We start from the raw sequence: 12376 nt of genomic DNA on the forward strand, positions 1-12376 counted from the left end.
CGCGCCGCGGCTAGTGGCGGCGTCGGTGCGAGCGGTCCTGGTGCAGCTCGGGGTGCACGTCCTCGGGCAGCTCCTCGGGCTCGGCCCCCTCGCCGGGTGTCGCCACGCCCCAGCCCTCGGGGCTGATCGTGTCGACCGGCGGGTTGCCCACGAGGTGCGAGCGTTCCGCGCCCTCGGGGTGGTCGCGACGTTCCTGCTCCGTGCGGTCGCGATGCGAGTTCATGGAGTCCATCGAGTCACCCTTGCGACCGGCGCGTCGCGGCTCGACCATGATGAAGCCGATGACGAGGATGACGATGACACCGAACAGGACGAAGATTCCTACGCGATCACCCATGGCACCTCCCGGAAGCGGTCCGATGCTCTCGACGGTACTCCCGTAGGGGGCCGGCGAGGAGCCCATGCGCGGAACCGCTTCCGCGGGTGCATCTCGGCGCTCGGAGGTCGGCGCCGTCGTGAGGCGTCGGCGGTCAGCGCTGCTCGCGGGCGGCCTCGGCCGCCGTCACCCGGGCCTCACGCTCACGCGCGAGGCGGGTCTTGGGGTCGTTGCCCTCGCCCAGCTGGGCCGGGCCGAAGATCGTCAGGCCGATCATGCGCAGCCGGTAGCCGATGCGGTATCCGACGGACAGTCCCTTGGACTTCGAACGCGCCACGCGCTGCCTCCATAGTTAGTGTGCTAACTGTTAGTGTACAGGCAAACGCGTACCGCTCCGACGACGAGGTGAGATGACCCCGCCCACCGCCACCCGACGCGACGACCTCGCACAGCCGACCGACGGTCCACCCGATGACCTCCTGCGCCTGGACCAGCAGGTGTGCTTCGCCCTCGCCGTCGCCACCCGGAACGTCATCGGCCTCTACCGCCCGGTGCTCGAACCGCTCGGACTGACCCACCCGCAGTACCTCGTGATGCTCGCGCTCTGGGAGCGGTCGCCACTGACGCTCCGCGAGATCAGCCGCCTGCTCAGCCTCGAGCCCGCCACCCTGTCACCGCTGCTCAAACGGCTCGAGGCCGCCGGGCTCGTCACCCGCGACCGCCACCCGGAGGACGACCGGGCCCTCGCCATCGCCCTCACGCAGCGCGGACGCAGGCTGCGCACCAAGGCCCTTCAGGTGCCACCCCAGATCGTCGAGACGCTGGGCATGGACCTCGCCGAGCTGGAGGCGCTGCACGGGGCGCTGACCCGCGTCATCGCCGCCACCACCCCGCCGGGCTGACGACAGCAGGGCCCCGCCGGTTTCGGCGGGGCCCTGCTGCGTCAGAGCGACGGCGGAGAGTCGAGGGGTACCGAGGGCGGAGGCTCAGGCGGCCTCGACCTGGTGCTCGACGAGAGCGCCGAGCGCGTCGCGCAGACGGCCGAAGACCTGCGGGTCGCCGAGCACGTCGGTGTCGATGGTCGACTGCGAGACGACGACCTCGTCGAGCACGACGGCACCCGCGATGCCGGCCGAGCGACGCGCGTCCTCGTGGGCCCACTTGCCGCCGTAGGGCGTCGGCGTCGCGCCGATGACGGCGAAGGGCTTGCCGGCGATGGCACCCTGGCCGAAGGGACGCGAGAGCCAGTCGATGGCGTTGTTGAGCACGGCCGGCATGGTGCCGTTGTACTCGGGCGTCACCGCGAGCACGCGGTCGGCGCCGGCGACGGTCGCACGCAGCGCGGCCGCCGCGTCCGGGACGTTCTCGCCGTCGACGTCCTCGTTGTAGAACGGCAGCGCGGCGAGACCGTCGACGATCTCGACCTCGACGCCCGCGGGCGCCTGGTCGCGCAGGCTCTCGGCGATGCGGCGGTTCACGGAGTCGGCGCGAAGGCTGCCGACGAGGACGGCGACGCGGGTGGGGGTGCTGGGGCTGGGCGTGGAAGTCATGGACACCTAAACGGACTGTGGTCCGCTTCTATTCCGAGCCCGCCCTGCAGCCACCCGCCTAGGATCACGTCCGTGTCCACGGAGCCGTCGGTCGAGCGAACCACGTTCGACCTGCACGCCCATCCGGAGCGTCCCGAGCGACGCGACGCAGCGCGCAACCGCGAGCTGCTCCTCGACGCCGCCCATCGGCTCGTCGACCGCGACGGGGTCGAGGCCGTGACGATGGATGCCGTCGCCGCCGAGGCCGGGGTGGGCAAGGGCACGGTCTTCCGCCGTTTCGGCAGCCGCGCCGGCCTGATGACGGCCCTGCTCGACCACGCCGAGGCACGCTGGCAGGGCCGGGTCATCTCGGGCCCGCCTCCGCTCGGCCCGGGCGCCCCTCCTCTCGAGCGGCTGCTCGCCTTCGGCGCCTCCCGTCTCGACCGCACCATCACGAGCGCCGACCTCATGGTCGCCGCGGCCGGCCGACACGGGCGCTCCGGTCCCGCCGTCGCGTTCTGGACCGTGCACGTGCGTCACCTGCTCACCGAGCTCGGCGTGACCGGCGACCTCCCACTGCTCGCCATGGCCCTGCTCGCCCCGCTCGACGTGACGATCGTGGGCCAGCAGCTCGAGGCCGGCGTCAGCCGCGAGCGCATCCTCGCCGCCTGGACCGACCTCGTGGGGCGCGTCGTCGCGGGCTGCTGACCGACCCCCACCGGACGGTTCGGTCACCCACCCGTCGGACGTTGGGACGCGGCTGCCGCACCGAGGTCCTGCAGGGTCAGCGCGTGCCGCGGCTCGTCGTCGATGACGGGCAGCTCGGTCACGCCGAGGTGCTCGTCCACGCTGAGCAGCACCCCGGGCTCGAGCATGCGCCACCGGTCGTCGTCGTCGAGGCGCTCGCTCGCCACGACGACGGCAGGGGCGTCCGACAGCTCGTGGGACACGACGCGGGTGCCGGCGGCCGACCGGTGGTCGAGCCGACCCCGCGGCTCGTGGCGTTCGAGCACCCACAGCGCGTGCGTGGCCGGGTAGCGCACCGCCCACAGACGGTGCGGCATCGTCAGGACGACGTTGACGGCATACACGGGCAGCTCTGCCGCGACCCATCGCAGCGCCGCGGTCACGCCCGCCGCGACGTCGCCACCGGCAGCCTCGGTCTCGCGCGTGACGAGGGCGAAGAGCCGCTCCGAGTCGGTGTCGCCCAGGACCCGTCGCCGGTCGTCGCCGAGGTGCCGGTCCAACACGTCGAGCCCCTCGACGACGCCGTTGTGCGCGAAGAGCCGGCCGTCCAGCTCGAACGGGTGGGTGTTCTCGGGACGCACCGCGGCACCCGAGGAGTGGCGCACGTGGGCCACGAACGTCGCGCTCGTGCGGGCACGCGCCTCACGGGCGAAGGCGGTGTCGTCCCACGCCGCGAGCGCCTGCTTCTCGACGACAGCGCGCCCCTGCTCGTCGAAGGTGCCGAGTCCCGTCCCGTCGGGGTTGGCGTGCGACTGCGCGGACAGGCTGTCCGGGGCGTCGAGCAGCCAGAAGGTGGCACGGACGCGGGTGCGCCCCGCGGTGAGACCGAAGAGACGGCACACGCCCGGCGCCCGGTCAGCGGCTCTCGAGGGCCTCGCGCGACTTCGCGATCGCGAAGCCCCAGCCCTGCGCGAGCGTCGGCTTGGGCGGCACCGCCACCTCGTCGGGGTTGGTCACGACGTCGAGCAGCACCGGGCCGGCGGTCGCCAGCGCCCACCCCACCGCGTCGTCGAGCTCGTCGGCGTCGGTGACCCGTCGAGCGGCGAGACCCATGGCCGTGGCGACGGCGGCGAGGTCGGGGTTGTCGAGCTCGGTGCCGAACTCGGGCAGCCCGCCCTGCTCCTGCTCGAGCTTGACCATGCCGAGGCGGCCGTTGTCGAACACGACGACCTTGACGGGCAGCTCGTGCGTCACCGCCGTGCGCAGGTCGCCGAGCAGCATCATGAGCCCGCCGTCACCCGAGAACGAGACGACGGGCCGGCTGCGGTCCAGGGCCTGCGCGCCGAGCGCCATCGGCAGGGCGTTGGCCATCGAGCCGAGGTTGTAGGAGCCGACGAGCCGCCGGGTGCCGCGCATCGTGACGAAGCGGGAGAGCCACGCGGTCGACATCCCGGTGTCGCTCGTGAAGATCGTCGTGTCCGGCGCCAGTCGGTCGACGGCCGCGGCCAGCGCCTCGGGGCGGATCCGCACGTCGGGGTTGTCGAACACCGCCCTGGCCCGGCCGAGCAGGGAGGAGTCGTGGTCGGGGTCGAGCAGCGCCCGCTGCCGCTCGTGCCAGGAGCGGTACGCCTTCACCGCCGTGTCGAGGTGCGCCCGGTCGTCGCGTCGCGACAGCAACGGGAGCAGCGCCTCGAGCGTCGCCTTCGCGTCTCCGACGAGCGCGTGGCCGACCGGGGTGCGGCGACCGATGTGCTCACCACGCGAGTCGACCTGGACCACGACCTTCCCGGTCGGGTACCAGTCGCGGTAGGGGAAGTCGGTGCCGAGCAGGACGAGCACGTCGCAGGAGTCCATCGCCTTGGCGGCGGCCGGGTTGCCGATGAGGCCCGACTGGCCCACCTCGAAGGGGTTGTCGCGCTCCAGCCCCTCCTTCGCCTTGAGGGTGAGCACCATCGGCGCGGCGAGCACGTCGGCCAGCTCGAGCACCTGTGCGCGAGCCTCCCGGGCACCGGACCCGACGAGCAGGGTGACGGCGCCGTCGCCGCCGAGCAGGTCCGCGACACCGCGTACGGCGTCGGCGGGCGCGGCGGCCGCCACGGGCGTGGGCGCGAAGACGGGCGTCGTCGCGTGCTTCGGCACGTCGAGGTCGCCGACGTCCCCCGGCACCGTGAGCACCGCGACCCCGCGCTGCGCGTACGCGGCGTTGACGGCCTGCTCGAGCAGGTGCGGCAGCTGCGCCGGGGCGCTGAGGGTGTGGGCCCACACGCTCACGTCGGCGAAGAGCGTGTCGTTGTCGACCTCCTGGAAGAAGTCGGTGCCGATCTCGGGGCTGGGCACCTGTCCGCAGATCGCCAGCACCGGCGCGTGCGACTTCTTCGCGTCGTAGAGCCCGTTGAGCAGGTGGATCGATCCCGGCCCGACGGTGCCCATGCACACGCCGATGGTGCCCGTGAGCTGGGCCTGGGCGCTGACCGCGAAGGCGGCGACCTCCTCGTGGCGCACCCCGATCCACTCGACCCGGTCGTCCCGGCGAATGGCGTCGGTGAGCGGGTTGAGGGCGTCTCCGACGACGCCCCAGACCTGGCGCACGCCGGCGTCCGCGAGGGCGGTGACGATGTGCTCGGCGACAGTGGTCATGAGGGTCCTTCCTCAGAGGTGGCTCGGTGAGGCGTGCGGCGCGAAACGGTCGGGCGTGGCGACGCTCCAGTCGGCGGCCCAGTCCCGTGGCGGTTCGGCGAGCAGCTGCCCCGGCTCGAGCCACTCGTAGAGCTCGGCGTACGAGAGTGTCGTCGTCGCGCTGACGTTGCGGCGCAGGTGGTGCGGGTTCAGCTGCGACGGGTCGGTGACCCCCATGGCGGCCATGATCTTCGTGGCCGAGGCGACCGTGGCCTCCTGGTAGCGCTGGACGCGCACGCTCTTGTCGCCGACGTCGAGCGCCCTTGCGCGGCGGGCGTTCTGGGTGGCGACACCACTCGGGCACTTGTCGGTGTGGCAGCGCTGGGCCTGGATGCAGCCGGCCGCCATCATCATCGCGCGGGCGGCGTTCGTGTAGTCCGCGCCCTGGACCAGCCGCTTGACGATGTCGTTGCCCGCAGCGACCTTGCCGCTCGCGCCGATCCGGATGCGGTCGCGCAGTCCGACGCCGACGAGGGCGTTGTGCAGCGTCATGAGGCCGTGCGTGAGCGGCATGCCGACGTGGTCCTCGAACTCCAGCGGAGCCGCGCCTGTGCCTCCCTCGGAGCCGTCGACGACGATGAAGTCCGGCGCCGTACCGACCTCGAGCATCGCCTTGCAGATCGAGAGCACGTCGACGCGCGAGCCGACGCACAGCTTGAAGCCGGTGGGCTTGCCGCCCGCGAGCTCACGCATCCGGCCGATGAACTCGACGAGCTCGACGGGTGTGTGGAAGACGCGGTGCGACGACGGGCTGACACACTTCTCCCCCTGCGGCACCTGCCGGATGTCGGCGATCTCCTTCGTCACCTTCGCGGCAGGCAGCACGCCGCCGATGCCGGGCTTCGCGCCCTGGCTCAGCTTGAGCGAGACGCACTTGACGGCGTCGTGGGCAGCCTTCTCGCGGAAGGAGTCCGGGTCGAAGTCGCCGTCCTTCGTGCGAGCCCCGAAGTAGCCGGTGCCGATCTCCCAGACGATGTCTCCACCGTTCTCGAGGTGGTAGGGCGAGAGACCGCCCTCGCCGGTGTCGTGCGCGAAACCACCTAGTGCGGCGCCCTTGTTGAGGGCACGGATCGCGTTGGCCGACAGGGCCCCGAAGCTCATCGCCGACACGTTGAGCAACGCCATGGCGTACGGCTTCGAGCAGTCGGGACCGCCCACCACGACACGGGCCGGGTGCTCCGGCGGGTCGGTCGGGGCCACGGAGTGGACGAGGTACTCGTAGCCGACCTCGTTGACGTCGAGCTCGGTGCCGAAGGGCCTCTCCCCGTGGATGCCCTTGGCCCGCTCGTAGATGACCGAGCGCGTGTCACGGTCGAACGGCCTGCCGTCCCAGTCGCGCTCGATGAAGTACTGCTGCAGCTCGGGCCGGATCCCCTCGAGGAGGTAGCGCAGGTGCCCGATGACCGGGTATCGGCGCAGGATCGTGTGCTTCTTCTGCAGGAGGTCCCACGAGCCGAGCGCGACGATGCCGGCTCCCAGACCTCCCGCGACCGCGCCGAGGCCGTTGACGCGCTTGCCACCGGGCATGGGAACTCCTTCACCGTCGCTGCCGAGGCCGTCCCGTGCGAGAACACGGGTCCGCTCCTTGGCGATACCCACCACCGCACCCGAGCAACCTGAGCGTTTGCTGCACGCCGCGCGTCGCACAGGAGACGTCCAGCGACCGTCCAGCGAGCGCGGAGCCGGGCACGGGATCCTCGGCCGCATGGGCACCCGTCAGTCGGGGCCGCCGGCTCCCCACCGTTCCGCACGCCTGCTCACCGCCGTCCACGCGGCAGCCACGCTCGTCGCCCTGGTGCTGACCCTCGTGGCCCGCCGCCGCCCCGGACCGGTGGCCGGCGAGGACCTCTTCGGCCTGTTCAACGTCCCCGTGGCACGCACCTTCGTCTCCGTCGTGGTGCTCGCGCTGGTCACGCGAGCCCTTCTGGGACGCAAACGAATCGGGCTCTGGCTTGTCGCCCTCTTCCAGGTGCTCGGCCTCTACGTCGGGGTGGTCGCGCTCGTGCCTGCCGCCCGCCTCCCGCTCGTCCGGATGTGGGAGAGCCGCGGCGACCTGGGCAGGGGCCTCGACATCGCCTCGATGGTCGTGGCCGTCGCCGCCCTCTGGTGGCTGCGCCGCATCCGTGAGGCGTTCACCGGCCGGCTGCAGCGTGGGTCGTGGTGGGTGGCCCTGGCGGCGCTGGTGGTGGGCAGCGCCGTCACGGTCGCTCTGGCGTGGGCCCTGCTCGGAGTGGTCGGAGCACCCCGCTCCGAGGTCGATGCCATCGTCGGCACCGTGCTCGCCGCCTTCGGCGGGGTGACGCGCCGCGCCCTCGTCGGCGTGCCCGAATGGGTCGTCGAGGCCGTGGCGGCCTGCGCCGGCCTCACCATCCTCACGACCGTCGCCCTGTTCCTGGCGTCGGCCAGACCAGGCAGCCGGTGGTCGCCCGACCGCGAGATCGCCCTCCGGCGCCTGCTCGCGCGGCACGGCGCCGACGACTCGCTCGGCTACTTCGCCACGCGCCGCGACAAGGCCTCCGTCTTCTCGCCCGACGGCCGAGCGGCGGTGACCTACCGGGTGCTCGCGGGTGTGTCGCTGGCCTCGTCCGACCCCGTCGGGCACCCGGACAGCTGGCGCGCGGCGATCGAGGCCTGGCGCGCCGAGGCGCGCGAGTTCGGCTGGGTCCCGGCGGTGCTGGGCACGAGCGAGCGCGGCGCACGGGCGTATGCCGCATCGGGCGGGATGCGTGTGCTGCGGCTCGGCGACGAGGCGGTGCTCGACCCGGCCCGGTTCGACCTGCGCCGGGCCTCCCTGTCCCCGGTCCGTCACGCCGCGACGCGCGCGGCCCGGGCGGGGGTCACCGTGCAGGTGCGTCGCCAGCGCGACCTGGCGCGGGACGAGCTGGCCCACGTGGTCGCGCGCGTCGACGACTGGCGCCACGGTGAGACCGAGCGCGGCTTCTCGATGGCCCTCGGTCGCCAGGGTGACCCGTCCGATGGGGACGTCCTGCTCGTGACGGCCCACCTGGCCGGGCAGGCGGGCCCGGCGCTCGTCGGCGTGCTCGGCCTCGTGCCGTGGGGCCGCCGCGGCGTCTCGCTCGACGTCATGCGGCGGTCACCCGAGGCCCCGAACGGTGTCACCGAGCTCATGGTGAGCGAGCTGCTCGACCGGGCGTCGCAGCTCGGGCTGCGGCGGGTCTCGCTCAACTTCTGCATGTTCCGCGCCGTCTTCGAGGACGCCGAGCGCCTCGGCTCGGGCTCCCTCACCCGGGTCGGCGCCTCGGTGCTGGGACGGCTCGACCGCTTCTGGCAGCTCGAGCGTCTCTACCGGTCCAACGAGAAGTTCGAGCCCGCGTGGGAGCCCCGTTTCCTCTGCTACGACGACGCGGTGTCGCTGCCGCAGGTCGCCGTGGCGGCCGCGGCCGTCGAGGGCTTCGTGCCGTGGCCGGGCCCTCGAGGCACCGGCGGCTCACTGGACCCCGAGCACCTCGCCGAGCTGGACGAGGTCGCCGCCGAGACCCTTGCGCCGGACCCCGCCGCGTTGGGCCCCCGACGCACCGACCAGTTCCGGCACCGCGCGGCGACCCTCGACCGGATGCGTGCCGCCGGGCTGGACGCCTACCCGGTCGCGGCGGCCGGCCCCACCACGTCCGTCGGCGCCCTGCCACCCGGCGCCTGGCAGCAACCGACCCGGCTCTCGGTGGTGGGCCGGGTGCGTGACCTGCGCGACCACGGCGGCGTGGTCTTCCTCCGCCTCGTCGAGGGCCGGGACGAGCTCCAGGTCCTGCTCGATGCGGCGGTCATCGGCCGTCGCTGTCTCGACCAGCTCACGGCGGTCGTCGACGTCGGCGACCTCGTGCGCGTCGACGGGGTCACCGGGCGGTCGCGAGCCGGCACCCCCAGCCTGCTCGCCGACGGCTGGCGCATGGAGGCGAAGTCCCTGCACCCCGTGCCGTTCCGCTCGTTCGACGACCCGACCGCCCGCGCGCGCCAGCGGTCGATCGACCTGCTCACGCACCCCGAAGGGCTCGATCTGCTCCGCCAGCGGTCGGCCGTCGTCGGGTCGCTCCGCCGCACGCTCAGCGGCGACGGCTTCCTGGAGGTGGAGACGCCGATGCTCCACACGGTGCACGGCGGCGCGACCGCGCGTCCCTTCCGGACGTTCATCAACGCGTACGGCGTCGACCTCTCGCTGCGCATCGCCCCCGAGCTCTACCTCAAGCGGCTGCTCGTCGCGGGGCTCGGGCCCGTCTTCGAGCTGGGCCGCAACTTCCGCAACGAGGGGGCCGACGCGACGCACAACCCCGAGTTCACCTCCCTCGAGGTCTACCGGCCGCACGCCGACTACACCACGATGCGCCGCCTCACGGAACGGCTCGTCAAGGAGGCGGCCCGGACCCTCCACGGCCGCGAGGCCCTGCCCCTTCCGCGAGCCGACGAGCTGCGCACGGGCCCAGGCTCCGCCGAGCTCGTCGACGTGAGCGGGCCCTGGCGGGTCGTGCCCGTGCTGACCGCCGTCTCCGAGGCCGTCGGGCGGCCGGTCTCGCTGGAGACCGACATGGACGAGCTGCTCCGGCTCGCCGACGTGCACGGCGTCCGGCTGCGCCCCGACATGGGTGCGGGCGCCGTCCTCGAGGAGCTCTACGCGACGCTCGTCGAGCCCCGCACGGTGCGGCCGACGTTCTACACGGACTTCCCGGTCGAGACCTCACCGCTCGCTCACCCTCACCGCTCCGAGCCGGGACTGGCCGAGCGCTGGGACCTCGTCGTCGCCGGCATGGAGATCGGCACGGCCTACAGCGAGCTCACCGACCCCGTCGACCAGCGAGCCCGGCTGACCGAGCAGTCCCTCAGGGCCGCTGCCGGCGACCCCGAGGCGATGGAGGTCGACGAGGACTTCCTGCTCGCCCTCGAGCTCGGGATGCCACCCAGCGGGGGGCTCGGCATCGGCGTCGACCGGCTCGTCATGCTGCTGACCAACACCCCGATCCGCTCGATCCTCACCTTCCCCTTCATCCGGCCCCTGGCGGACCACCGGAGTCCCTCGTGGAGCTGACCGACACGAGCCTCGTCGTCGTCCTCGCCGTGCTGGCACTGGCACTCTTCGGACTGGTCGTCGCCGGTGTCCCCCACATCGGGCGTCCGCCGGTCCGGCTGGCAGTGCGCGCCGCCCAGGTGCTGCTGCTCAACGTGCTCGTCGTCGCCCTGTGCGGCGCGGCCCTCAACGACCAGTACTTCTTCTACTCGAGCTGGGGCGACCTCTTCGGGAGCCGGTCGCCGGCCCTGGACGTGCACCACGGCGGCACGCCGCGCGAGGCGGTCGTGGCATCGGTGAAGGGACCGGGTCTGCGCGGGGTGACGACGCCCGTGACCCTGCCACCGCTGCCCCAGCCCGGTTCCCGGCTGCAGACCTACACCGTCGTCGCCGGGCGCTCTCACGCCGAGGGCCAGGTGTACGTCCACCTCCCCGTCGGCTACGACCCCCGATCGAGTCGCACCTACCCCGTCATCGTCGGCCTGCACGGCTTTCCCAGCGGCCCGAAGAGCTTCCTCCGGCTCGGCTTCCTCTCCGACATCGACACGCTCACCCTCGAGCACCGGATGGCCCCGTCCATCGTCGTCGTGCCCCGCATCGACACCCCCGCCGGGCTCGACACCGAGTGCGTCGACGGCGCGCCGGGCCAGCCGCAGACCGACACGTGGCTCGCCCGCGACATCCCCGCCTGGACGGTCCGCCACTTCCGGGTCGAACGGGCGCGATCCGGTTGGGCGACCATCGGCTACTCCTACGGGGCGTGGTGCGCCGCCTCGGTCTCGATGCGCCATCCCGACGTCTTCGGCGCGGCCATCGTGCTGCTGGGCTACTTCCGGCCCGACTTCTCGCGCGCCTACGACCCCCTGACGAGCCGCACCCAGCGCGCCTACGACCTCGTCGCCATGGCGCGGACCGATCCCCCACCCCTGGCGATGTGGGTGCTCACGTCGCGCGAGGACCAGCTCTCCTACCCGAGCACCTCGAGCTTCCTCAGCGCAGCCCGCGCGCCGCTCGACGTCGCCGGCACCGTGCTCGCCCACGGAGGCCACCGCGACGGCGTGTTCAGCCCGTTCATCCCCGCCGCCCTCACGTGGCTGGCCCAGACGCTGCCGGGCTTCCGTGCCTGACAAGCGGTCGCGTATGCCGTCAGGTGCGTCCGCGGAACGGTCGGCTCGGTGGTCGGCCCGGACGGGCAGCCCCCGCTCGCACCACGTCGTCGCAGCCGTCCTCGGGCTCGTCGTCCTCGTCGCGCTGGTCGTCACCGGCGTCGTGCCCGGCACGGGACCCGGGCCCGGCTCGGGCGCCGCCGGCGTGGGCGCGAGGGCGAGCGCGACGGGTGCGTCCGGCGGGGCCGGCGGGGCCGGCGGGGCCGGCGGGACGGCATACGCCAGCTCTCGCCCCTCCCCCACGCCACCGGGACCGCTGACGGTCGTCGGTCTCGGCGACTCCGTGCCGTCCGCCGACACGTGCGGCTGCACCGGCTACGTCGAGCAGGTCGGCACCCAGCTGGAACGCCTCACGCAGCGGCCCTGGGTGGTGCACAACGACGCGACCGGCGGCTGGACGACGACCGACGTCGCCGACGACCTGCTCACCTTCCCGACGCGGGAGCACCTGGCCGGCGCCGACCTCGTCATGGTGCAGGTGGGCGCCAACGACTTCGACCTCGGCGGCGTGGCCGACAAGGCGTGCCTGCCCGCGGCCACCTCCGACTGCTGGTCGGCGACGCTCGCCGGCCTGCGCGACGGGCTGACCCGGATCATGCACGGCGTGAGGCTGGTCGACACCCGTCCCGACCTGCGCATCGCGGTGCTCGGCTACTGGAACGTGACGCTCGACGGCGCCGTCGGCCGCGCCCTCGGCTCCGACTTCGTGCTCGGCAGCGACGCGCTCACGCGCCTCGTCAACTCGACCGTCGCGCAGGTGGCGGCGGGCACCGGCGCGGTCTACGTCGACGCCTACACGCCGCTCAAGGGCGAGTCGGGCGAGCGTGACCCGACCGGCGACCTGCTCGGGGACGGCGACCACCCGAACGCCACCGGCCACACGCTGCTGCGGACCGCCGTGATCGACAGCCTGGCCGACGACGGGGCGGTCGCGGTCTGGCGTGGCCTGCCGCGATGAACCTCCGGACATACCCGTTTCGACGAGACC

At 73.2% G+C, this 12376-nt stretch carries 11 protein-coding genes; 5 read left to right on the forward strand and 6 right to left on the reverse strand.

Features of this window, described 5'->3' with window-relative positions:
- Window positions 1-10 precede the first annotated feature (10 nt).
- Window positions 11-337 carry a hypothetical protein gene (locus tag ACXR8F_RS02540; RefSeq protein ID WP_045191952.1) on the reverse strand — a complete coding sequence of 109 codons (327 nt, stop codon included), beginning with the start codon at window positions 335-337 and terminating at the stop codon, window positions 11-13.
- Between the two features lie 133 nt (window positions 338-470).
- Window positions 471-653: a hypothetical protein gene (locus ACXR8F_RS02545; RefSeq protein ID WP_458798593.1), complete on the reverse strand. Its 183-nt coding sequence runs from the start codon at window positions 651-653 to the stop codon at window positions 471-473.
- A 73-nt stretch (window positions 654-726) separates the two neighbouring features.
- Between ACXR8F_RS02545 and ACXR8F_RS02550 the strand changes: the two genes are divergently transcribed.
- A complete protein-coding gene (locus tag ACXR8F_RS02550) occupies window positions 727-1218 on the forward strand; it encodes a MarR family winged helix-turn-helix transcriptional regulator (protein ID WP_458798594.1) in 492 nt (163 codons plus the stop codon).
- An 84-nt stretch (window positions 1219-1302) separates the two neighbouring features.
- On the opposite strand, the gene ACXR8F_RS02555 is transcribed toward ACXR8F_RS02550, so the two are convergent.
- Window positions 1303-1866: an NADPH-dependent FMN reductase gene (locus tag ACXR8F_RS02555; protein ID WP_045191955.1), complete on the reverse strand. Its 564-nt coding sequence runs from the start codon at window positions 1864-1866 to the stop codon at window positions 1303-1305.
- Window positions 1867-1938: 72 nt separating this feature from the next.
- On the opposite strand from ACXR8F_RS02555, the gene ACXR8F_RS02560 reads away from it, so the two are divergent.
- Window positions 1939-2553, forward strand: a complete 615-nt coding sequence (locus tag ACXR8F_RS02560) for a helix-turn-helix domain-containing protein (RefSeq protein WP_082081015.1) — start codon at window positions 1939-1941, stop codon at window positions 2551-2553.
- A gap of 23 nt (window positions 2554-2576) precedes the next feature.
- Here ACXR8F_RS02560 and ACXR8F_RS02565 read toward each other — a convergent pair whose 3' ends face one another.
- The 3 genes from ACXR8F_RS02565 to ACXR8F_RS02575 are packed head-to-tail and all read right to left on the reverse strand — an operon-like array spanning window position 2577 to window position 6735.
- Complete coding sequence (locus tag ACXR8F_RS02565; protein WP_458798595.1) at window positions 2577-3434, reverse strand: class II glutamine amidotransferase; 858 nt, start codon at window positions 3432-3434, stop codon at window positions 2577-2579.
- Between the two features lie 13 nt (window positions 3435-3447).
- Complete coding sequence (locus tag ACXR8F_RS02570) at window positions 3448-5169, reverse strand: thiamine pyrophosphate-dependent enzyme (RefSeq protein ID WP_458798596.1); 1722 nt, start codon at window positions 5167-5169, stop codon at window positions 3448-3450.
- Window positions 5170-5181: 12 nt separating this feature from the next.
- Entirely contained in the window at window positions 5182-6735 is a 1554-nt protein-coding gene (locus ACXR8F_RS02575; protein ID WP_045191958.1) for an FMN-binding glutamate synthase family protein, read from the reverse strand.
- Window positions 6736-6913: 178 nt separating this feature from the next.
- Here ACXR8F_RS02575 and lysX point away from each other — a divergent pair, with 178 nt between their 5' ends.
- The 3 genes from lysX to ACXR8F_RS02590 are packed head-to-tail and all read left to right on the forward strand — an operon-like array spanning window position 6914 to window position 12346.
- Window positions 6914-10243 carry a bifunctional lysylphosphatidylglycerol synthetase/lysine--tRNA ligase LysX gene (gene lysX, locus ACXR8F_RS02580; RefSeq protein WP_458798597.1) on the forward strand — a complete coding sequence of 1110 codons (3330 nt, stop codon included), beginning with the start codon at window positions 6914-6916 and terminating at the stop codon, window positions 10241-10243.
- Complete coding sequence (locus tag ACXR8F_RS02585) at window positions 10234-11349, forward strand: alpha/beta hydrolase (RefSeq protein ID WP_458798598.1); 1116 nt, start codon at window positions 10234-10236, stop codon at window positions 11347-11349. Before lysX ends, ACXR8F_RS02585 begins: the two co-directional genes overlap by 10 nt.
- Entirely contained in the window at window positions 11342-12346 is a 1005-nt protein-coding gene (locus tag ACXR8F_RS02590) for an SGNH/GDSL hydrolase family protein (RefSeq protein WP_458798599.1), read from the forward strand. The genes ACXR8F_RS02585 and ACXR8F_RS02590 overlap by 8 nt, the downstream gene beginning before the upstream one ends.
- Window positions 12347-12376: the final 30 nt, after the last annotated feature.

It is taken from the genome of Terrabacter sp. AAH1 (genome assembly GCF_054456855.1).

Bases quoted from the DNA above. Each gene is read 5' to 3' on its own strand.
- ACXR8F_RS02540 (WP_045191952.1), bottom strand. From the start codon at position 337: ATGGGTGATCGCGTAGGAATCTTCGTCCTGTTCGGTGTCATCGTCATC.
- ACXR8F_RS02575 (WP_045191958.1), bottom strand. From the start codon at position 6,735: ATGCCCGGTGGCAAGCGCGTCAACGGCCTCGGCGCGGTCGCGGGAGGT.
- ACXR8F_RS02570 (WP_458798596.1), bottom strand. From the start codon at position 5,169: ATGACCACTGTCGCCGAGCACATCGTCACCGCCCTCGCGGACGCCGGC.
- ACXR8F_RS02550 (WP_458798594.1), top strand. From the start codon at position 727: ATGACCCCGCCCACCGCCACCCGACGCGACGACCTCGCACAGCCGACC.
- lysX (WP_458798597.1), top strand. From the start codon at position 6,914: ATGGGCACCCGTCAGTCGGGGCCGCCGGCTCCCCACCGTTCCGCACGC.
- ACXR8F_RS02555 (WP_045191955.1), bottom strand. From the start codon at position 1,866: ATGACTTCCACGCCCAGCCCCAGCACCCCCACCCGCGTCGCCGTCCTC.